We start from the raw sequence: 19,876 nt of genomic DNA on the forward strand, positions 1-19,876 counted from the left end.
GCCAGAAAGTCATAAACTGACCTTCTGGCAGCTCCTTTTAAAAAATTTTGATTGTGGAGTCATTACTTGCAAAACAATCTCCATTGACAAGTTGATTGGAGTGTAAGGTGTGAGACTCCAGCGGGATGCGCGTGACAGGTGAAACCCGCAGGCGCTTGCGACGAGGGGTTCAGCGCACGCCCCGCGGAAAACGAGCAGCCTGGAACGGAGATCCACTACTTCCAGATAGACAGCACCTTTTAGTGTTATAGCCATATTGGACAGCCTCATGTTTTTCGAATTGGAAGCTTTTTAGACCTTGAAGTGGCTCCTTTTTTTCTGTAAAATGCGGAAGAGGTTATGTGCAAAGAAAAAGCTCGGGTGGACAAGCCCGTTGTGAAAAAGGAGAGGTAGCAGGATGGGTAATGTTTTTGTTCTGGATCATCCATTGATACAGCATAAATTAACACATATTCGTGACGTTGAAACAGGAACAAAGGAATTTCGTGAGCTTGTGGATGAAGTAGCGGGATTGATGGCTTTTGAAATCACGCGGGATCTTCCGCTTGAGGAGGTAACCATTCAAACTCCTGTAGCTGAAGCGCAAATGAAAGTAATTGCAGGGAAAAAGCTGGGACTTGTACCGATTCTCCGTGCTGGTCTTGGAATGGTAGATGGCATCTTAAAATTGATTCCAGCAGCGAAAGTTGGACATGTAGGTCTATATCGCGACCCGGAAACACTTTTGCCAGTTGAATACTACGTTAAGCTTCCATCCGATGTGGAAGAGCGCGACTTTATTGTGATCGATCCGATGCTGGCAACTGGCGGTTCAGCTGCTGCAGCTATTACTTCCCTGAAGAACCGCGGTGCGAAAAACATTAAGTTGATGTGTCTCGTTGCTGCTCCTGAAGGAATCGAATTGATCCACAAGGACCATCCTGAAGTGGACATCTATTTGGCAGCCCTTGATGAGAAACTCAATGACCACGGCTATATCGTTCCTGGTCTTGGTGATGCAGGGGATCGTCTTTTCGGAACAAAATAAGCGAAGTTGAAGAAGCACCGGCGGAAGTCTCCGATGCTTCTTTTTTTGTGGGCGAAATGATGGAAGGGGGTATAAATGTAGCGAATCGCGTCGAATGTGTCGTGGATAAACGGTTCGATAAAAAATGTGGACGTTTCGATAATATATCAACGTTTTCAATAATAAAAAGAGATTTTCGATAATAAAATCAGGAATTCGATAATAAAAATCCAGGTCACCCTAGCTTTCCTCTATTTTGACTGATTTTTTTATTTGAAGCTGGATTTCTCCCCCCTTATAGAGTTCCTTCATGCAATTCGAGCTAAAAATACAGCAACTAAACTCCTTTTGCCTGCTTTTTAAAGAAAATCCCCTAATAAGTCCATCAACTTGCCCGCAAAAATTAAAAACGCCCCTCCGCTCACCCCGGGCATCCCGGAATGAACAGAAACGGAGCGTTCCTTACTAAAATCCAATCAACTAATCTCCTCAAACGCTACGGAAATAAGCTTTCCGTTGTCCGGGTTATGGAGAACTTTTACTTTAATGTCTTTTTCAACATTGTTCTCGGTTACGATGAAGTCAAAGAAATCAATGACGGTTCCGTCAGCATTGACGCGGCGAGTATCGTACTGATAGTCGCTGATCGCGCTGTTCGGATACTTCTCTTTTGTCCGTTCAAGAGCGATTTTCCCCCACTTTGCGTAATCCTGCCGCATGGGCTCGGTTGATATGTTGACCCTGTTGTTCCGGTTCTGGTCTTCGTAGTAACCGGTCTGATGGGGTTCCACATTATTTTTCCGGTCGTTTGCATTGTTCATGCATGCCCCTAAAATCATCAAAAAGAAAGCAAATAAAAATCCTGTTTTAGTAAGTTTCAAGTGATAGCCTCCTCGTGATTCGATATCACTCAAAAGTGTCTGCAAAAACCTGAATTTTATACATAAATGAACATTTAATATTGTGTAATATACGGGGGTTTTCCTAGGGAAAAGCAATATTATAGAGCATTTGAATAAACATATAGGAATTGTGACAGATTTTCCACAATTTATATGATATTTAACCCCTAATTGCGTTGACACCGGGGGACCGCTATTGTATCCTTACAAAGGGAATATGGTAAGGTTTTCATACTAGGAGACTAGCGCGTTTCCTAATATTTTGAACTCTTGCTTATATTTCGGAAGGAGTCCATGCGATGAGCACCGGGAAACGGCCTTATAAAGCAATGGCATTAATGTCAGGTATATTGTCAACACTAGTTGGAGGTATATTGCTTGGACTTTTCGGCGGTATGTGGCTGGATCGCTTCACGGGAACAGGTCCTTTGTTCCTCATCATTGGCTTGTTTCTAGGGCTTGGAGCCGGCGTTTATGGCATGATCCGTTTATTATCCAACCAATCAGGAGAAGAACGCAAATGACCGAGTACACCATGACCTACAGAAGATACATAAAGTATACACTCTTTATGCTCTCTTTTTTTGTCCTCGGATACGGAGTAACGTCCTGCAAATCCATCTTCCTCGGTTTATCATTCGGCACCCTGTTCAGTCTATTTAATCTCTGGAGTATGTACTCCAGTATCGAGCGGCTCGGACAAGCAGTCATTAACCAGCAGAAAGTCAGGACAATGGGCTCATTATCAAGACTTCTCATGGGAGGTCTCGCGGCGCTAATTGCCATTAGATTCCCGCAATTCTTCAATTTGTTAAGTGTGGTAATTGGATTGATGACGGTCTATATTATCATGTTAATAGATTCACTAACTAAAACCATACGTACTCCAAAGGAAAAGAGGTGAACACAGGTGGAACACGAAGCTCCGATACATACGTTTATGGGTTTGCAATTTAACCTCTCTAACGTATTGATGATTACAGTTTCATCACTTATTGTTTTCCTGATTGCTGTACTGGCTACCCGTGCCTTGTCCATGAGACCGGGCGGAATGCAAAACTTCCTCGAATGGGTAGTGGACTTTGTAAAAGGAATCATTAATAGCACTATGGATTGGCATACCGGCGGACGCTTTCTTACTTTAGGGCTCACGCTGCTTATGTATATTTTTGTCTCCAATATGCTGGGACTGCCGTTTGCGGTAGCCTTTGGCCATGAATTATGGTGGAAGTCCCCGACAGCAGACCCGACGATCACATTGACACTCGCTGTTATGGTAGTGGTTTTAAGCCATTATTATGGAGTGAAGTTAAAGGGTGCTAAAGCATATGGTTCAGAGTTCTTCAAACCATTCAAGCTTTTCTTCCCATTAAAGCTGATTGAAGAATTCGCAAACACACTTACGCTGGGTCTTCGGCTTTACGGTAACATCTATGCCGGTGAAATTCTTCTCGGCCTTCTCGTGGGTCTCTCACACCAAGGTATCTTTGCTGGTATTCTGGGAATCTTCCCATTGATTGTATGGCAAGGGTTCTCGGTATTCGTAGGTGCTATCCAGGCATTTATCTTTACCATGTTAACAATGGTTTATTTAGCCCATAAAGTGGCTGATGACCATTAATTAATATAATTTCCGTTTCCGGCCAAATAGCCGGGAACAAAAAAATAAAATTTACAGGGGAATAGAAGGGAGTAATACAAAAATGAATCTTATTGCAGCAGCAATTGCAATCGGTCTAGCAGCACTAGGTGCAGGTATTGGTAACGGTCTTATCGTAGGACGTACAGTTGAGGGGGTTGCTCGTCAACCAGAACTACGCGGTACGCTTCAAACAACAATGTTTATCGGGGTTGCGTTAGTTGAAGCACTTCCTATCATCGGTGTTGTTATTGCATTTATCGTTCTTGGGAAGTAATAACAGCAAGATTTAAAAAGATCTCAATAATGGCGAAGCATGTTTCAAAACTGGAACTTTTCTTCGCCATTCCTTATGTATGACCTATTGAAGGGAGGAAATACCGTGCAATCCTTAATTTTAGGTGCTGCAACCGGTGGTGTTAACGGCGGAGATATTCTCTTCCAGTTACTAGCATTCATAATCTTAATGCTCTTGTTACGCAAGTATGCATGGGGTCCGTTAATGGGCATCATGAAAGAGCGTCAATCTTATATAACAAATGAAATCGAAGCAGCAGAAACAAACCGCAAAGAAGCGGAACAGCATCTCGCTGCACAAATTCAAGAATTAAAACAAGCGCGTGAGGAAGCAAGAGCTATCATTGAAAATTCGAAAAAACAAGGTGAAGTCCAAGGAGAAGCCATCATTCAGGCTGCCCGCGGCGAAGCCAACCGTGTGAAAGAAGAAGCACTTGCTGACATTGCCAGTGAAAGAGAAAAAGCTGTGGCTACTCTCCGTAATGAAGTCGCTTCTCTATCCGTTATGATTGCTTCTAAAGTCATTGCGAAAGAACTAGATGAGCGCAGCCAGGAGAAGTTAATCCAGGATTATCTTCAAGAGGCAGGCGAAGCTAGATGAGCAAAGATCTTACTGTAATTGCAAAACGTTACGCATCAGCGCTTTTTGAAGTAGTAGGGCAAGAAAATCTTGATAAGGCAGAAGCTGAGCTTCGGCTCGTAAAAAGCATCATGGAACAAAACCATGATATCGAAAAGATTTTAAACCACCCGAAAATTTCTGTACATCAGAAAAAACAAATCGTAAAAGACAGCATTGGCACGGACATTTCAGCACCGGTCCTGAACACAGTATTCTTGCTCATCGACCGTAACCGCCAAGGTTTGATCACTGAGATGGCCAGCCAATTCATTGGATTAGCAAATGAATCGCGCGGCATTGCTGATGCAACTGTTTACTCTGTCCGCTTGTTATCTGAAGATGAAAAACGCCAGCTTGAGGAAACGTTCGCGAAACGAGTAGGCAAGCAGCGGCTGCGCATTGAAAATATTATTGACCAAAGCCTCGTGGGGGGCGTAAGAATCCGCATCGGCAACCGTATTTTTGACGGAAGTGTCCGCGGGAAACTAGAGCGTATTGAACGTCAATTAGCCGCTACGCAAGGCTAAAAAGATAGGGGTGAAATTCATGAGCATTAAAGCTGAAGAAATCAGTGCTTTAATAAAAAAACAGATTGAAAACTATCAGTCTGAAATCGAAGTTAACGATGTCGGTACAGTTATTCAAGTCGGTGACGGTATTGCCCGTGCGCATGGATTGGATAATGTTATGGCTGGTGAGCTTGTTGAATTTTCTAACGGTGTTATGGGTATGGCCCAGAACCTTGAAGAAAACAACGTCGGTATCATCATCCTTGGGCCTTACCAGGAGATCCGTGAAGGAGACGAGGTTAAACGTACAGGACGCATCATGGAAGTTCCTGTAGGACCGGAGCTTTTAGGACGTGTTGTTAACCCGCTTGGCCTTCCTATTGATGGTAAAGGGCCGGTAGAAACAGTGAAAACACGCCCGATCGAGCAAAAAGCTCCTGGAGTAATGGCTCGTAAGTCTGTACATGAGCCGCTTCAAACAGGAATCAAAGCGATCGATGCCCTCGTTCCAATCGGACGCGGACAGCGTGAGCTGATCATCGGTGACCGCCAAACGGGTAAAACAGCTGTAGCCATCGATACGATCATCAACCAAAAAGATCAGGACATGATTTGTATCTATGTTGCGATCGGACAAAAGGAGTCCACCGTTGCTGGTGTTGTTGAAACTCTTCGCGAACATGGTGCTCTCGATTACACGATCGTTGTTTCTGCTGGTGCTTCCCAGCCTGCACCTCTTCTTTTCTTGGCGCCGTATGCCGGTGTATCCATGGCTGAAGAGTTCATGTGGGAAGGAAAACACGTATTGATCGTTTATGATGACCTTTCAAAACAGGCAGCAGCATACCGTGAGCTTTCCTTGCTTCTTCGCCGTCCTCCAGGCCGCGAAGCTTATCCAGGGGATGTTTTCTACCTTCACTCACGCCTTTTAGAGCGTGCTGCGAAATTAAACGATGAATTAGGCGGAGGTTCTATTACCGCACTTCCTTTCATCGAAACACAAGCGAGTGACGTATCTGCTTATATCCCGACAAACGTTATCTCCATTACAGACGGACAGATCTTCTTGCAGTCTGACCTGTTCTTCTCTGGTGTACGCCCGGCGATTAACGCAGGTATCTCTGTATCCCGTGTAGGGGGATCAGCTCAAATTAAAGCGATGAGCAAAGTATCCGGTACCCTTCGTCTTGACCTTGCATCTTTCCGTGAGCTTGAAGCATTTGCTCAGTTCGGTTCGGATCTGGACAAAGCGACTCAAGCGAAACTTAACCGTGGTGCGCGTACAGTAGAAGTACTTAAACAAGGACTTCACAAACCGCTTCGCGTAGAACTTCAAGTTGCCAGCCTTTTTGCATTAACAAGAGGATATCTTGACGATGTAGCTGTTGAGGATGTAACTCGCTTTGAAGAAGAGCTTCATGCATACATGGAAACAAACACTAAAGACGTTCTTGACCAAATCAAAACGACTGGAAAACTTCCAGAAGGCGACGATCTGGACAACGCGATCAAAGCGTTTAAAAAAGTATTTGCATAAGAAAAGCTGAAGTGCTCGCTTAGGCCCGACAAGCGCTGGAACTCTCACACAGTGTTGCTGTGTGAGAGTGAAGCGACCTCGAGGGCCTGAGCACTGAAGCTAGATCCAGTGCTAACAGTAACGATATGTTTTTCAATAGATAACTGCGCAGGATGCACCCATGCATCCTGCAACCAGCTTAAATAAAAGGTGGTGAATACGAGTGGCATTACGAGATATTAAAGCTAGAATCGATGCAACAAAAAAGACAATGCAGATTACAAAAGCAATGGAGATGGTATCCGCTGCTGCCTTGAACCGTGCTGAGCAAAACGCCAAACGATTTGTTCCTTATATGGATAAAATCCAGGAGGTCGTTTCCAGCATTGCTTCAGGAAGCAAGAGTGCACGCCATCCTATGCTTTTGAGCCGCCCTGTGAAAAAGACGGGATATTTTGTCATCACAGCAGACCGCGGTTTGGCAGGTGCCTATAACTCCAACGTTCTTCGTCACGTTTTCCGTACGATTAAAGAGCGCCATCAGTCTCCTGATGAATATGCGATCATTGTTGTGGGTAAAGTAGGCCTTAACTTCTTTAAGAGCCGCAGCATGCCGGTCTTGGACAGCATTACCGGTCTGGCTGACCAGCCATCTTTTGCAGACATTAAAGCGATCGCGAGCAAAGCAGTCAATCTGTATGCTAACGAAACATTCGACGAGCTTTACATGTACTATAATCATTTCGTCAGTGCCATCCAGTCAGAACTAACGGAAAAGAAAGTCCTTCCGCTGACTGACTTTGATGGAGCGAGCACATCAACTGCTTCCTACGAGTACGAGCCTTCTGAAGAAGAAATTCTTGAAGTCTTGCTTCCACAGTATGCTGAAAGCTTGATCTACGGAGCGTTATTGGACGCTAAAGCAGCAGAGCATGCTTCTCGTATGACAGCAATGAGAAATGCAACTGACAATGCGAACGAATTGATCGGCCAGTTTACGCTTACGTACAACCGTGAGCGCCAGGCGGCCATCACTCAGGAAATTACCGAGATTGTCGGCGGGGTTGCGGCACTCGAATAGATTTTTTATGCCTCATTCAGGCATGCACGGCACAAACTTGTGCTAGAAGTTAGGAGGGGAAACGATGAATAAAGGTTATATAACTCAGATTCTCGGACCTGTTGTTGATGTAAAGTTCGACAGCAGTCTTCCGGAACTTTTGAATGCATTAACTGTTGACGCTGAAGGCGTTCAATTAACTCTAGAAGTAGCCCTTCATCTTGGCGACAACACCGTCCGTACAATCGCGATGGATTCTACTGACGGTCTTGTACGTGGAATGGCAATCAATGATACAGGCAAACCGATCTCCGTTCCTGTAGGAAACGTGACACTTGGCCGCGTATTTAACGTGCTTGGCGACCACATTGACCTTGGAGAGCCGGTTCCTGCTGATGTTCGCCGTGATCCGATTCACCGCGGAGCACCTACTTTCGAAAACCTTACAACACGCACTGAAATCCTTGAAACTGGTATTAAAGTCGTTGACCTTATCGCCCCTTATGTTAAGGGTGGTAAGATCGGTCTTTTCGGAGGTGCGGGTGTAGGTAAAACCGTACTTATCCAGGAATTGATCAACAACATCGCTCAAGAGCATGGCGGTCTTTCCGTATTTGCTGGTGTTGGTGAACGTACTCGTGAAGGAAATGACCTTTTCCACGAAATGACCGATTCTGGTGTTATCAAGAAAACAGCAATGGTATTCGGCCAGATGAATGAGCCTCCTGGAGCACGTGCGCGTGTAGCACTTTCCGGGTTGACTATGGCTGAATATTTCCGTGACGAAGAAGGCCAGGATGTACTGTTCTTCGTTGACAACATTTTCCGTTTCACGCAAGCAGGTTCTGAAGTATCTGCCCTTCTTGGCCGTATGCCATCAGCGGTAGGTTACCAGCCTACACTTGCAACAGAAATGGGCCAATTGCAAGAGCGTATTACATCCACGAAAAAAGGTTCCGTAACATCCATCCAGGCGATCTACGTACCTGCGGATGACTATACTGACCCGGCTCCGGCAACCGCGTTTGCCCACTTGGATGCAACAACTAACCTTGAGCGTAAATTGACTGCCATGGGTATCTACCCTGCGGTAGATCCATTGGCCTCTACTTCACGCGGGCTTACTCCTGAAGTTGTTGGAGAAGAACACTACAATGTAGCACGCCAAGTTCAGCAAACATTGCAGCGCTATAAAGAATTACAAGATATTATCGCGATCCTTGGTATGGACGAGTTATCTGAAGAAGATAAATTGATTGTACAGCGTGCACGCCGTATCCAATTCTTCTTATCTCAAAACTTCCACGTTGCTGAGCAGTTTACCGGACAAAAAGGATCTTATGTTCCTGTTAAAGAAACCATCAAAGGATTCAAAGAGATCCTTGAAGGCAAGCACGACGACCTTCCGGAAGATGCATTCCGTCTTGTAGGTTCTATTGAAGATGTTATTGAAAAAGCAAAGACAATGGTCTAAACCTATAAGGGGGTAAGACGAAATGAAAACGTTAGAAGTAAGTGTAGTCACCCCTGATGGTCCCGTGTTTGAAGGAACGGCAGAAATGGTCAGTGCAAAAGCAAAAAGCGGAGAGCTTGGTGTCTTGCCTGGACATATTCCGTTGGTTGCTCCTTTAACCATCAGTGCAGTTCGTGTGCACCAGGATGGAAAAACACTTTATGTGGCCGTTAGCGGTGGATTTATCGAAGTCCGGCCTGAAAAAGTAACGGTTCTTGCTCAATCTGCAGAACTAGCAAGCGAGATTGAAATGGAACGTGCTCAAGCGGCTAAAGAGCGTGCTGAGCGCCGTCTGGCAGCAACAAATCAAGATGATATCGACCATAAAAGAGCAGAGCTTGCTCTTCGGCGTGCGGTCAACCGTATTGAGCTCGCCAGCCGCAGATAAATAAAGTAAGAAGCCTCCCTGGCTTTGGCCAGGGAGGCTTTTTTTTGCACAAGAAGGGATATTTCGGGTGACTATAGGAAGAATCCTGGCAGCATCGTGAAGTTTCCGGGCGACTTACCAAGTCTTTTTCTTTTTTTTTACGAAAAAGTATATAATAAGGGAAACCCGCATGTTGGAGGAAAAACAAATGAGCTTTAGAAACCAAACCATATTACCGGCTGTTCGCAAATGGAAGGAACTTGAGCAGTTACTGAACAGCGAGTATACATACATCGTCATTCTCGACAGCCACATTGCTCAGTTGAAAAGTATGGTGAAAATTGCCGGCCAGGCCAATAAAAAGCTATTTGTCCATGCGGATTTGATCAATGGTTTAAAAGCAGATGAATATGCTGCGGAATTTATCTGCCAGGAAATCAAGCCGGCTGGCATCATTTCAACACGTTCAAATGTCATTGCGACGGCAAAAAAGAAAGGTGTAACCGCCATACAGCGGTTATTTTTGCTTGATTCCATCGCACTGGAAACAAGCTATAAAATTATCGGGAAGACACAGCCTGATTTTATCGAAGTCTTGCCTGGATTGATGCCGAACATCATCAAAGAAGTTCATGAAAAAACGTGTATTCCTGTGTTTGCAGGCGGATTGATCCGGACAAAAGAAGAGATCGATCTGGCGATCCAAGGAGGGGCAGTGGCGGTGACCACTTCCGATAAGGAACTCTGGTAAAGCTGATGCATGAATTTTCCATATCCTTACCCATTGACAGCGTTTTCAGGATGTGATTAAATATTAGACAAGTTAATAATTTGATGGAGAATCGGAGATCAGCGAAAGCCCTTACAATAACTTAAGGGATATTTTTGCTGGTCTTTTTTTTCACCAAATGTCATTAATGGGGCAGGCTAAGAGAAATTTTCCATTCTCTTGTCTAATTTGGAAAGGAGTGTAGAAGGATGTCACCGATACTCGGAGAAATTATCGGAACGATGATCTTAATTATTTTTGGTGGCGGCGTTGTTGCCAATGTTAGCTTAAAGAAATCCAAGGCAGAAGGCGGAGGGTGGATTGTTGTGGCCCTTGGCTGGGGTCTTGCTGTATCGATGGCTGTATACGCTGTCGGTAAGTTCAGCGGTGCACATTTAAATCCAGCGGTTACGTTAGGATTGGCTGCAATTGGAGACTTTAGCTGGTCACAGGTTCCAGGGTATATTGCTGCACAGATGCTTGGTGGTTTCCTGGGCGGAATTATTGTTTATTTTCAATTTCTGCCTCACTGGGAACAGACAGAGGATCCAGCTGTGAAACTTGGCGTTTTTTCTACGGACCCTGCAATTCCACATACATTATCGAATCTTTTAAGTGAGTTTATTGGAACAGCTGTTTTACTGGTAGGACTTTTGTCTATTGGAGCGAATAAATTTACAGAAGGATTAAATCCTTTGATCGTCGGTTTCCTGATTGTAGCGATTGGATTATCTCTCGGAGGACCTACCGGATATGCGATTAACCCGGCACGTGACCTTGGGCCGAGACTGGCACATTTCTTTTTGCCGATCAGCGGCAAGGGAGGATCTAACTGGAAGTATGCCTGGATTCCTGTTGTCGGCCCGATTTTAGGCGGAGTATTTGGCGCACTTCTTTATCAAGCATTGTTTGAAGGCAAGGTAACCGCTTTCTTTTGGAGCTGGACCGTATTATCGGCAATGATATTTGCAGCGGCTCATCTTGCCGGCAAGAGCGGTACACAAGGACTCAGACACGGTGAGAGAATAAAGAATTAACACACAAAAAACAAATTAGAATGCATAAAAACCAGTTCATTTGTAAAGGAGAGCTATTTCTATGGATAAGAAATATGTTTTAGCACTTGATCAAGGAACAACAAGTTCACGCGCTATTCTTTTTAACAAAGAAGGCGAAGTTGTATCTGTTGCACAAAAGGAATTCACACAGCATTTCCCCAAGCCGGGCTGGGTTGAACATAACGCCCAGGAAATCTGGGGAAGCATACTTGCTGTTGTTGCCCAAGTACTGGAAGGAACGAACACTTCTCCAAAAGAAATAGCGGCGATCGGGATTACAAATCAGCGTGAAACAGCTGTAGTATGGGACAAAAATACCGGGAAGCCTGTTTACAATGCGATTGTTTGGCAATCAAGACAGACGGCAGATATCTGTGAAGAACTAAAGGCGCAGGGACACAACGATCTATTCAGAGACAGGACAGGCCTGCTGATCGATGCGTATTTTTCAGGTACAAAAGTAAAATGGATCTTGGATAACGTGGAAGGTGCACGTGAAAAGGCAGAAAAGGGCGACCTTCTTTTCGGAACGATTGATACGTGGTTATTGTGGAAAATGACTGGCGGACAAGCACACGTTACCGATTACTCGAACGCTTCAAGAACCTTGATGTATAACATCTACGATTTGAAATGGGATGAAGAACTGCTTGATATCCTTGACGTTCCGGGATCCATGCTTCCTGAAGTAAAATCATCTTCAGAAGTCTACGGCCAAACGATCGATTATCACTTCTTCGGTGAAAGCATTCCAATCGCAGGGATTGCCGGCGACCAGCAGGCTGCACTTTTCGGCCAAGCATGCTTTGAAACAGGCATGGCGAAGAATACGTACGGCACCGGCTGCTTTATGCTCATGAATACTGGAGAAAAGGCCGTCAGATCTGAGCATGGGCTATTAACTACACTTGCTTGGGGAATTGACGGAAAAGTACAGTACGCGCTTGAAGGCAGTATTTTTGTAGCGGGTTCAGCAGTTCAATGGCTTCGAGACGGCCTGCAGCTAATCCGTACTTCTCCTGAAAGTGAAGAACTTGCAGAGCGTGTTACGTCATCTGATGGAGTGTATGTTGTACCGGCTTTCGTTGGGCTCGGAACGCCATATTGGGACAGTGAAGCACGAGGAGCTGTGTTCGGCTTGACGCGAGGAACGAAAAAAGAACACTTTGTGCGTGCTACGCTGGAGTCCCTTGCTTACCAGACTCGTGATGTTTTGACAGCCATGGAAGCTGATTCTGGCATTGAACTGAAAAAGCTTCGCGTGGACGGCGGCGCGGTGAAAAACAACTTCCTCATGCAATTCCAGTCCGATATTCTTGGAGTTCCGGTGGAGCGTCCGGAAATCAATGAAACTACGGCTTTAGGTGCGGCTTATCTCGCGGGCCTTGCTACAGGATTCTGGAGCGGCCGTGAAGCCATTGCAGATAAATGGAAAGTAGAAAAAGATTTTGACAACGCCATGGAAGAAAAAGAACGCGAAGATCTATACAAAGGCTGGAAAAAAGCCGTTGAAGCTGCAAGAGTTTTTAAATAAGGGGTGGTTTCTAAAAGATTGTTGCTTTGGGAACATTTTTGTAAAGTGCCTTCTTTGACAAGTTGATTGTAGTGCAAGGTGCGAGACTCCTGCGGGACAAGCGTGACAGGTGAAACCCGCAGGCGCTTGCGCCGAGGGGTTCAGCGCACGCCCCGCGAAAGTAGGCGTTTACGCCGGTAAAAGCGAGCATCCTGGAACGGAAATCAACTACTATCAAGAGCAACAAAAGTTACGAATACAGCCTAAAAAAAATTCGAGCGCACCATTTGCAAACTTCATCATAACTTGTTATGATAGCATTAAGTTAATAACGGTCGGAGCTACGGAGAGACCACAATACCCTGAGATAGGTTCAGGGGTATTGTGGTCTCTTTTTTGTTCTCTCGACAAAAATATACGCTTTAATTTGAGTGCTTTAGGAAAAGAATAACATTGAGGGATAAAAGAAGGAGCGGCGTGATATGGATAATAATCAATTTTCAAGCAATAAAAGAGAACAATATATAGAGGATATGAAAACTGCTTCCCTGGATTTATTAGTGATCGGGGGCGGAGTGACAGGAGCAGGAATTCTACTTGATGCCACGACTCGCGGGATGAAAGCAGGCGTTTTGGAAATGCAGGACTTCGCAGGAGGTACATCCAGCCGTTCTACTAAGCTTGTCCATGGCGGACTTCGCTACTTAAAACAGTTCGAAGTCGGCCTGGTTGCAGAAGTAGGTAAAGAGCGTGCAATCGTTTATGAGAATGCACCCCATGTAACGACACCGGAGTGGATGCTTCTTCCAATGTACAAAAAAGGGACATTCGGCAAATTTTCTACTTCCATCGGTCTTAAGGTTTATGACTTTTTGGCAGGTGTAAAACGAAAAGAACGCCGATCCATGCTAAGCAAAGAAGAAACATTGAACCGTGAGCCATTATTGAAAAAGAAAGACATTCTAGGCGGCGGTTATTATGTGGAATATAAAACAGATGATGCTCGTCTAACTCTTGAAATTATGAAAGAAGCGGTCTATCGCGGAGGCAAGGCTGTCAATTATATTAAAGTGATAGACTTCATCTACGATAAGGACGGCAAACTTCTTGGTGTAAAAGCGGAAGACACACTTTCTGGAAAAGTGCATGAAATCTTTGCCAAGAAAATTGTTAACGCAGCCGGACCTTGGGTTGATGAACTGCGCGATATTGATAAGTCCAAAAAAGGAAAAAGAATTCACCATACAAAAGGGATCCACCTTGTAATCGATGGGGAACGTTTCCCGCTCCGCCAAGCGGTTTATTTTGACACACCGGACGGAAGAATGGTGTTTGCGATTCCGCGTGAAGGAAAAGCGTATGTCGGTACAACAGACACCGATTACAAAGGTGATTTGAAGAACCCAAGAATTACACATGATGATGTTGATTATGTAGTAAAAGCGATCAATTTCATGTTCCCTGATGTGAAGATCACAGAAAAAGACATTGAATCTTCCTGGGCCGGATTGCGTCCATTGATTCATGAAGATGGAAAAGATCCTTCTGAGATTTCCAGAAAAGACGAAGTGTTCTTCTCGCCTTCAGGATTGATTACGATTGCCGGCGGTAAATTAACCGGATATCGTAAAATGGCGGAAAAAGTGGCGGACATCGTTGCTGGCCAGCTTGAGAAAGAAGTGGGAATCAAGTACGACACCAGCAATACGAAACACCTTGTATTATCTGGCGGTAACGTAGGCGGAAGCAGCCACTACCCTGAATATATCCGTCAAAAAGTTTCTGAGGGCCTCAACCTTGGATTAAGCAAGGACGATGCAGAACAGCTTGTGAAAAAATACGGTTCCAACGTGGACCGTCTGTTTGAAATCATCCGGGACGGCCAGAAAGAAGCCGACCTTAATAAACTGCCGATCCAAGTCTATGCAACATTGATCTACGCTATGGACGAAGAGATGGCAACAACACCAGCTGACTACTTTATCCGCCGTACAAGCGCGATGTACTTTGACATTGCTTACGTACGCCAATGGAAAGAAAAAGGAATTGCCTTGATGGCGAAACACTTAAACTGGACACCAGAACAAACTCAGCAGCACACTGAAGAACTCGAACGCCAAATGAGCTACAGCACAGAAGCGATCTAACTACTTTATATCTTAGGTGCCAGGCACCCTCTTTTGACATATGTCAAAGAGCGGTGCCTGGCACCTTTTTCAATAACGAGGATTGCTCTGAATAAGGGTTAGGACAAGAAACAAGCAAGGTTTGTTTAATATAGCTCAATAGCTTTGCCGATTCAGACCGAGAAAGCAAGAATTCATCCGGCAGTGAACTGCAATTCTCAAGCAGTTCAAAGAATTGCTGCTTTTCATCCTGTATCGCTGCTTTTTTAAAATAGCCCCCAAACGTGCTCGGCCGTATTCAGAAAAGCCTTCCTGGAATAAGCAAGCTTCTCCATCTCTCCCAATTCATCGAGAATGGCAGTATAATCTTCTTCCCCTTTTGCCTCGCGAAACGAATCTCTAATCCTGCTGTAATGCTGGTAGCCCTTCGCCATCACATCATATTTTTGTTTCGCCCACTCCAGCTCAGCTTCCTTTCGGGCACTCATAAACACCCTCCTCTTTTTTACTAATTGTAAAGAAATAAGTCAGCCAGGCAAAGCCTGCTGATTCAAATGCATACTGCTGCTAAAAGAGTCCCTCTAAAGTCAATCCCATCAGCGCAGAGACTTGGAATGGGCAAAGCCCATTCCAAGTCTCTTTTCTAACAAACATCCTCCTTCTATCCCCCGAACAAGCTCATATAATAGGAGTATAGCAATGAGCCCGCAGCTCCTCCCCCCGAATGTCGACACAAATTTTGGAATTTGCTATAATGAATACGATTACATAATGTTTAAAAAATTCTGATGATTAGGGAGGTAATGGATGGATTTAACACATGTTTACCAAAACAATTACCTTGTTGTAACCGTCTTTCTCGCATTGGGAATTCTTTTGCCGGTTGGGGCATTAACGGCAGGACGCCTGCTCCGCCCATATAAACCGACTAAAGAGAAATCGACCACATATGAGAGCGGAATTGAACCCTTTCATCAAAGCTGGATCCAATTTAACGTAAGATACTATTTGTTCGCCCTCATGTTTGTCATCTTTGATGTTGAAACTGTGTTTTTATATCCATGGGCTGTCGCCTATGACCATCTTGGGGCCTTTGCCCTCATTGAGATGGGGATATTTATTGTAATGCTCGCTCTTGGCCTCTTATACGCTTGGAAGAAGAAGGTGCTGAAATGGATCTGAAGCTGTCGGATATTTCACCTGAAGAAAAAGCAGAGCTTGAACGCAATATCTTTTTAACCACTTTAGAACAGATTAAAGCGTGGGCAAGGAGCAATTCGCTCTGGCCGCTTACATTCGGCCTTGCCTGCTGTGCCATCGAAATGATGGGAACAGGGTCATCCCACTATGACCTTGACCGTTTTGGCAGTATATTTCGGACCTCGCCACGGCAATCCGATGTCATGATCGTATCCGGGACGGTGACGAAAAAGATGGCTCCAGTCCTTAAACGGCTGTACGAACAAATGCCTGAGCCCAAATGGGTCATTGCCATGGGTTCCTGCGCAACAGCCGGTGGACCCTATATCAAGTCTTATGCCGTCGTTAAGGGAGTGGATCAGATCGTTCCCGTTGATGTTTATATTCCCGGATGTCCGCCAAATCCTGCAGCACTCATTTATGGAATCAATAAATTGCAGGAGAAGATCCGTTACGAAGCGAAGACTGGGAAGAAGGTGATGTAAGACATGCCAAACGAAAATGATGGAAAATCCCCTGAATCCAGCGAGCCGTTATCAAAGGAAGAACTAAAAAAACAGGCAGCTGCTGAAGCAAAAGCGAAAGCCCTGGAGCTTGCCAGACAAAGAGCTCTCGAGAAAAAAGAGGAGAGCGGTGGTCCCGCCCAGGAACTAAGCATTGAGGAACAAAAGAAAAAAGCTGTCGCAGAAGCTAAAGCGAAAGCTGCTGAACTAGCAAAGCAAAAAGCTTTAAGACAAAAAGAAGAAACATCAAGCACTCCGGAGGATCCTTTGGCTGATGAAAAAGCAAAGGCAGCTGCTAAAGCAAAAGCCGCTGCAGCCGCAAAGGCAAAAGCTGCCGCAGCCGCCAAAGCAAGAGCAGCCAGAGATGGAACAGCAGACTCATCTAACCGAGCGGACGACGAAAAAGCAAAGGCAGCTGCTAAAGCAAAAGCCGCTGCAGCCGCAAAGGCCAAAGCAGCCGCTGCTGCCAAAGCAAGAGCAGCCAGAGAGGGAGCAGCAGACACATCCCATCCTTCCGACGAAAAAGCAAAGGCTATTGCTGCTGCTAAAGCGAAAGCCGCCGCTGCCGCCGCTGCAAGAGCCAAAGCTGCCACAGCCAAGACAGAGGTGCCAGCTGAAGAACAAAAGCCATCTCCGTTACAACCGCTTCTTGACCGTTATGTCAGCGTGATCAAGAAGACATTGGGGGAAGATGTGCTTGAAGACAGCTACATCAATCCGCTTTCCAAGGATGCTCCGACCCTTGTTGCCAAACCGGATACATATTTTAAAATTGCCGAACTTCTTAAACACCACGATGAACTTCGTTTTGATTATTTGTCAGAACTTCACGCCACAGATTTTGAAACTCACCTAGAGGTCTACAATCATTTTTATTCCTACACACATCGCAGTCCAGTTGCATTAAAAGTAAGAATCAATAGAGAAGAAGCAGTCATTGACTCATTAGCTCCCCTTTGGGCGGGGGCTGACTGGCCGGAAAGAGAAGCCTTCGACCTGCTGGGAATCACCTTTACCGGGCATCCGAACTTAACGAGGATTATGATGCCTGATGATTGGGTGGGCCATCCGCTCCGCAAAGATTATGAACCGTATGATGTGGAGGTGTAGCCGGTGATCCGCACCGAAGAAATGCTGCTGAATGTCGGTCCTCAGCATCCGAGTACACATGGGGTGTTCCGGATCGTGCTGAAAATTGACGGAGAAACCATTATCGAAGCCCAGCCGGTCATTGGATATCTGCATCGCGGGACTGAAAAGCTCGCTGAAAACCTTCAATACACACAGATCATTCCGTACACAGACCGTATGGATTATCTTGCTGCAATGACGAACAATTATGTCATCTGCCATGCAGTTGAAACGATGATGAACATTGAAATTCCTGAACGGGCGGAATATCTCCGTATTCTCGTGATGGAGCTTGGACGGATCGCGAGCCATTTAGTCTGGTTTGGAACGTACCTCCTGGATATAGGAGCAATGAGCCCGTTTCTCTATGCCTTCAGGGAGAGAGAAGCTATTATCGGAATGTTAAACGAAATATCAGGGGCACGCCTGACTTTCAATTATATGAGGATCGGAGGAGTGAAGTGGGATGCTCCAGAAGGCTGGATCCAGAAGATTAGAGAGTTTGTTCCTTACATGCGGGAGCAGCTTTCAGGATATCACGATCTTGTAACCGGAAATGAAATCTTTTTGAATCGTGTAAAAGGCGTTGGTTTTTATACGAAGGAGGAGGCTCTTGATTACTCGTTAAGCGGCGCCAACCTGCGCTGTACGGGGATCAGCTGGGATTTGAGAAAAGATGAACCTTACTCCATCTATGACCGGTTCACGTTTGATGTCCCCGCATACGACAGCGGAGATGCCTGGGCCCGCTATCAGTGCCGGATGGCGGAAATCGAAGAATCCTTAAAGATCGTCGAGCAGGCGGTGGAACAGTTTCCTGAAAACGGAGAGATCATGGCGAAGGTGCCGAAGATCATCAAGCCGCCAAAAGGAGAAGCCTTCGTTCGGATTGAGTCGCCGCGCGGGGAGATCGGCTGCTACATCGCTTCGGAGGGGAAAAAGGAGCCTTACCGTTTAAAATTCAGAAGACCTTCCTTTTACAATCTGCAGATCTTGCCCAAACTTCTTGTCGGTGAAAACATCTCAAACCTGATTACCATACTCGGCGGAATCGACATTGTCTTAGGGGAGGTGGACGGCTGATGATCAATCATTTGTTATCCTCGCCTCCAGGCTGGATCCACGCGGCTGTCTTTTTTGGTTTAGGAGCCTGCCTGCTGGTTATTGTTCTCGGATTTGTAACGTATGCCATATTGGCGGAACGAAAAGTGCTCGGATTCATGCAGCTCCGTCCAGGGCCGAACCGGGTCGGTGGACGCTTTGGCCTTCTGCAGACCGTTGCCGACGTACTGAAGCTATTGCTCAAGGAAGACACCATTCCAAAGCTGGCCGATAAACCGCTTTTTATTTTGGCGCCGGTTCTCGCTTTTGCTCCAGCTTTCATGGTGTTAGCGGCCATCCCTTTTTCTGATCATCTGAAGTTTTCCGACCTTAGCATCGGCCTATTGTATTACATAGCAATATCAGGTATTACTACGGTTGGGATCTTGATGGCCGGCTGGGCTTCCAACAATAAATACTCGCTCCTTGGGGGGATGAGATCTGCGGCACAGATGATATCGTATGAGATTCCGCTAGTCATCTCCGTGATCGGTGTCATCTTATTCAGCGGAAGCCTTAACCTGACAGACATTGTAGAAGGCCAGGAAAAAGTAGCTTATATTTTTTTATCGCCGCTTGGCTTTATTGTATTTTTGATTTCCTCTATAGCGGAACTGAACCGTACACCGTTTGACTTGCCGGAAGCAGAATCCGAATTGGTTGCCGGCTATCACGTAGAGTATTCAGGATTTCGCTGGGCCTTCTTCATGCTTACGGAATATGTGTATCTATTTGCAATGGCGTCACTAACGACTGTGCTGTTCCTTGGCGGATGGAAACCCATTCCGTTTTTAGGCTTCATTCCGGGCATCATCTGGTTTGCTTTGAAGTTCAGCCTGATCGTCTTCTTTATGATCTGGATCCGGGGAACAATGCCGCGCTTAAGGGCTGATCAGCTCATGGAGTTTGCCTGGAAGGTTCTTTTGCCGGTTGCTTTACTCAACATTTTTGTCAGTGCCGTCGTAAAAGAAATATTTTTAAGATAAGTGCAGCGGACTTGTTTTCGCTCTTGCCCGCAATGCGAGTTTACTAGACTGCAAAAAA

23 protein-coding genes are annotated in these 19,876 nt (G+C 45.5%); 20 read left to right on the plus strand and 3 right to left on the minus strand.

Translation table 11 applies throughout. The features are described 5' to 3' along the window. Positions 1 to 9 precede the first annotated feature (9 nt). The gene (locus AR335_RS24355; RefSeq protein ID WP_156419070.1) at positions 10 to 255 is read right to left on the minus strand and encodes a hypothetical protein; all 246 of its coding nucleotides are present in this window, start codon (positions 253 to 255) and stop codon (positions 10 to 12) included. Between the two features lie 142 nt (positions 256 to 397). Here AR335_RS24355 and upp point away from each other — a divergent pair, with 142 nt between their 5' ends. Further along, entirely contained in the window at positions 398 to 1,027 is a 630-nt protein-coding gene (gene upp / locus AR335_RS17550; protein ID WP_053356468.1) for a uracil phosphoribosyltransferase, read from the plus strand. Positions 1,028 to 1,482: 455 nt separating this feature from the next. Here the strand turns inward: upp and AR335_RS17555 are convergent, their stop codons facing one another. Next, complete coding sequence (locus AR335_RS17555; RefSeq protein ID WP_062238314.1) at positions 1,483 to 1,887, minus strand: DUF3889 domain-containing protein; 405 nt, start codon at positions 1,885 to 1,887, stop codon at positions 1,483 to 1,485. A 320-nt stretch (positions 1,888 to 2,207) separates the two neighbouring features. On the opposite strand from AR335_RS17555, the gene AR335_RS17560 reads away from it, so the two are divergent. The 14 genes from AR335_RS17560 to AR335_RS17630 all read left to right on the plus strand — a co-directional run bounded on the left by AR335_RS17560 (position 2,208) and on the right by AR335_RS17630 (position 14,918). After that, positions 2,208 to 2,432, plus strand: coding sequence for an AtpZ/AtpI family protein (locus tag AR335_RS17560; RefSeq protein WP_053356471.1), 225 nt, complete (start codon positions 2,208 to 2,210; stop codon positions 2,430 to 2,432). Next, positions 2,429 to 2,812 carry an ATP synthase subunit I gene (locus AR335_RS17565; RefSeq protein ID WP_062238316.1) on the plus strand — a complete coding sequence of 128 codons (384 nt, stop codon included), beginning with the start codon at positions 2,429 to 2,431 and terminating at the stop codon, positions 2,810 to 2,812. Before AR335_RS17560 ends, AR335_RS17565 begins: the two co-directional genes overlap by 4 nt. 6 nt (positions 2,813 to 2,818) lie before the next feature. Further along, positions 2,819 to 3,529, plus strand: a complete 711-nt coding sequence (gene atpB / locus AR335_RS17570) for a F0F1 ATP synthase subunit A (protein ID WP_062238317.1) — start codon at positions 2,819 to 2,821, stop codon at positions 3,527 to 3,529. An 82-nt stretch (positions 3,530 to 3,611) separates the two neighbouring features. Continuing rightward, a complete protein-coding gene (gene atpE, locus AR335_RS17575) occupies positions 3,612 to 3,824 on the plus strand; it encodes a F0F1 ATP synthase subunit C (RefSeq protein WP_061973519.1) in 213 nt (70 codons plus the stop codon). Between the two features lie 75 nt (positions 3,825 to 3,899). After that, positions 3,900 to 4,445, plus strand: coding sequence for a F0F1 ATP synthase subunit B (atpF, locus tag AR335_RS17580; protein ID WP_062238493.1), 546 nt, complete (start codon positions 3,900 to 3,902; stop codon positions 4,443 to 4,445). Beyond that, positions 4,442 to 4,993 (plus strand): F0F1 ATP synthase subunit delta, encoded by a 552-nt coding sequence (locus AR335_RS17585; protein ID WP_062238319.1) that lies wholly within the window; start codon positions 4,442 to 4,444, stop codon positions 4,991 to 4,993. The genes atpF and AR335_RS17585 overlap by 4 nt, the downstream gene beginning before the upstream one ends. A 19-nt stretch (positions 4,994 to 5,012) precedes the next feature. Further along, positions 5,013 to 6,512: a F0F1 ATP synthase subunit alpha gene (gene atpA, locus AR335_RS17590; RefSeq protein WP_062238321.1), complete on the plus strand. Its 1,500-nt coding sequence runs from the start codon at positions 5,013 to 5,015 to the stop codon at positions 6,510 to 6,512. A gap of 196 nt (positions 6,513 to 6,708) precedes the next feature. Next, positions 6,709 to 7,572 carry an ATP synthase F1 subunit gamma gene (atpG, locus tag AR335_RS17595; RefSeq protein WP_156419071.1) on the plus strand — a complete coding sequence of 288 codons (864 nt, stop codon included), beginning with the start codon at positions 6,709 to 6,711 and terminating at the stop codon, positions 7,570 to 7,572. Between the two features lie 64 nt (positions 7,573 to 7,636). Next, complete coding sequence (atpD, locus tag AR335_RS17600; protein ID WP_053356477.1) at positions 7,637 to 9,025, plus strand: F0F1 ATP synthase subunit beta; 1,389 nt, start codon at positions 7,637 to 7,639, stop codon at positions 9,023 to 9,025. A gap of 22 nt (positions 9,026 to 9,047) precedes the next feature. Continuing rightward, positions 9,048 to 9,452, plus strand: a complete 405-nt coding sequence (locus AR335_RS17605) for a F0F1 ATP synthase subunit epsilon (protein ID WP_053356478.1) — start codon at positions 9,048 to 9,050, stop codon at positions 9,450 to 9,452. A 187-nt stretch (positions 9,453 to 9,639) separates the two neighbouring features. Then, complete coding sequence (locus tag AR335_RS17610; protein ID WP_062238323.1) at positions 9,640 to 10,182, plus strand: glycerol-3-phosphate responsive antiterminator; 543 nt, start codon at positions 9,640 to 9,642, stop codon at positions 10,180 to 10,182. 227 nt (positions 10,183 to 10,409) lie between these two features. After that, positions 10,410 to 11,237, plus strand: coding sequence for an MIP/aquaporin family protein (locus AR335_RS17615; RefSeq protein ID WP_062238325.1), 828 nt, complete (start codon positions 10,410 to 10,412; stop codon positions 11,235 to 11,237). A 61-nt stretch (positions 11,238 to 11,298) separates the two neighbouring features. Then, on the plus strand, positions 11,299 to 12,792 hold the full coding sequence (gene glpK / locus AR335_RS17620; RefSeq protein ID WP_062238326.1) for a glycerol kinase GlpK: 1,494 nt from the start codon (positions 11,299 to 11,301) through the stop codon (positions 12,790 to 12,792). A 461-nt stretch (positions 12,793 to 13,253) separates the two neighbouring features. Next, the gene (locus tag AR335_RS17630; RefSeq protein ID WP_082683590.1) at positions 13,254 to 14,918 is read left to right on the plus strand and encodes a glycerol-3-phosphate dehydrogenase/oxidase; all 1,665 of its coding nucleotides are present in this window, start codon (positions 13,254 to 13,256) and stop codon (positions 14,916 to 14,918) included. A 245-nt stretch (positions 14,919 to 15,163) separates the two neighbouring features. Here AR335_RS17630 and AR335_RS17635 read toward each other — a convergent pair whose 3' ends face one another. Continuing rightward, positions 15,164 to 15,385, minus strand: coding sequence for a hypothetical protein (locus AR335_RS17635; RefSeq protein ID WP_062238330.1), 222 nt, complete (start codon positions 15,383 to 15,385; stop codon positions 15,164 to 15,166). Positions 15,386 to 15,704: 319 nt separating this feature from the next. Between AR335_RS17635 and AR335_RS17640 the strand changes: the two genes are divergently transcribed. The 5 genes from AR335_RS17640 to nuoH are packed head-to-tail and all read left to right on the plus strand — an operon-like array spanning position 15,705 to position 19,818. After that, positions 15,705 to 16,079: an NADH-quinone oxidoreductase subunit A gene (locus tag AR335_RS17640; protein ID WP_053356484.1), complete on the plus strand. Its 375-nt coding sequence runs from the start codon at positions 15,705 to 15,707 to the stop codon at positions 16,077 to 16,079. Then, complete coding sequence (locus AR335_RS17645; protein ID WP_053356485.1) at positions 16,070 to 16,582, plus strand: NuoB/complex I 20 kDa subunit family protein; 513 nt, start codon at positions 16,070 to 16,072, stop codon at positions 16,580 to 16,582. The genes AR335_RS17640 and AR335_RS17645 overlap by 10 nt, the downstream gene beginning before the upstream one ends. A 3-nt stretch (positions 16,583 to 16,585) precedes the next feature. After that, the gene (locus AR335_RS17650; protein ID WP_062238332.1) at positions 16,586 to 17,710 is read left to right on the plus strand and encodes an NADH-quinone oxidoreductase subunit C; all 1,125 of its coding nucleotides are present in this window, start codon (positions 16,586 to 16,588) and stop codon (positions 17,708 to 17,710) included. 3 nt (positions 17,711 to 17,713) lie between these two features. Then, positions 17,714 to 18,814 (plus strand): NADH-quinone oxidoreductase subunit D, encoded by a 1,101-nt coding sequence (locus AR335_RS17655; RefSeq protein ID WP_053356487.1) that lies wholly within the window; start codon positions 17,714 to 17,716, stop codon positions 18,812 to 18,814. After that, positions 18,814 to 19,818, plus strand: a complete 1,005-nt coding sequence (gene nuoH, locus AR335_RS17660; protein ID WP_053356488.1) for an NADH-quinone oxidoreductase subunit NuoH — start codon at positions 18,814 to 18,816, stop codon at positions 19,816 to 19,818. Before AR335_RS17655 ends, nuoH begins: the two co-directional genes overlap by 1 nt. Positions 19,819 to 19,876: the final 58 nt, after the last annotated feature.

The organism is Fictibacillus sp. FJAT-27399, assembly GCF_001510655.1.
In the GTDB taxonomy this organism is placed as follows: Bacteria; Bacillota; Bacilli; order Bacillales; family Fictibacillaceae; genus Fictibacillus_C; species Fictibacillus_C marinisediminis.

What these genes read in the sequence shown, in the direction of transcription:
- AR335_RS24355 (WP_156419070.1), bottom strand. Translation starts at nt 255, where the DNA reads ATGGCTATAACACTAAAAGGTGCTGTCTATCTGGAAGTAGTGGATCTC.
- upp (WP_053356468.1), top strand. Translation starts at nt 398, where the DNA reads ATGGGTAATGTTTTTGTTCTGGATCATCCATTGATACAGCATAAATTA.
- AR335_RS17560 (WP_053356471.1), top strand. Translation starts at nt 2,208, where the DNA reads ATGAGCACCGGGAAACGGCCTTATAAAGCAATGGCATTAATGTCAGGT.
- AR335_RS17565 (WP_062238316.1), top strand. Translation starts at nt 2,429, where the DNA reads ATGACCGAGTACACCATGACCTACAGAAGATACATAAAGTATACACTC.
- atpE (WP_061973519.1), top strand. Translation starts at nt 3,612, where the DNA reads ATGAATCTTATTGCAGCAGCAATTGCAATCGGTCTAGCAGCACTAGGT.
- atpF (WP_062238493.1), top strand. Translation starts at nt 3,900, where the DNA reads ATGTATGACCTATTGAAGGGAGGAAATACCGTGCAATCCTTAATTTTA.
- AR335_RS17585 (WP_062238319.1), top strand. Translation starts at nt 4,442, where the DNA reads ATGAGCAAAGATCTTACTGTAATTGCAAAACGTTACGCATCAGCGCTT.
- atpA (WP_062238321.1), top strand. Translation starts at nt 5,013, where the DNA reads ATGAGCATTAAAGCTGAAGAAATCAGTGCTTTAATAAAAAAACAGATT.
- atpD (WP_053356477.1), top strand. Translation starts at nt 7,637, where the DNA reads ATGAATAAAGGTTATATAACTCAGATTCTCGGACCTGTTGTTGATGTA.
- AR335_RS17605 (WP_053356478.1), top strand. Translation starts at nt 9,048, where the DNA reads ATGAAAACGTTAGAAGTAAGTGTAGTCACCCCTGATGGTCCCGTGTTT.
- AR335_RS17610 (WP_062238323.1), top strand. Translation starts at nt 9,640, where the DNA reads ATGAGCTTTAGAAACCAAACCATATTACCGGCTGTTCGCAAATGGAAG.
- AR335_RS17615 (WP_062238325.1), top strand. Translation starts at nt 10,410, where the DNA reads ATGTCACCGATACTCGGAGAAATTATCGGAACGATGATCTTAATTATT.
- glpK (WP_062238326.1), top strand. Translation starts at nt 11,299, where the DNA reads ATGGATAAGAAATATGTTTTAGCACTTGATCAAGGAACAACAAGTTCA.
- AR335_RS17630 (WP_082683590.1), top strand. Translation starts at nt 13,254, where the DNA reads ATGGATAATAATCAATTTTCAAGCAATAAAAGAGAACAATATATAGAG.
- AR335_RS17635 (WP_062238330.1), bottom strand. Translation starts at nt 15,385, where the DNA reads ATGAGTGCCCGAAAGGAAGCTGAGCTGGAGTGGGCGAAACAAAAATAT.
- AR335_RS17640 (WP_053356484.1), top strand. Translation starts at nt 15,705, where the DNA reads ATGGATTTAACACATGTTTACCAAAACAATTACCTTGTTGTAACCGTC.
- AR335_RS17645 (WP_053356485.1), top strand. Translation starts at nt 16,070, where the DNA reads ATGGATCTGAAGCTGTCGGATATTTCACCTGAAGAAAAAGCAGAGCTT.
- AR335_RS17650 (WP_062238332.1), top strand. Translation starts at nt 16,586, where the DNA reads ATGCCAAACGAAAATGATGGAAAATCCCCTGAATCCAGCGAGCCGTTA.
- nuoH (WP_053356488.1), top strand. Translation starts at nt 18,814, where the DNA reads ATGATCAATCATTTGTTATCCTCGCCTCCAGGCTGGATCCACGCGGCT.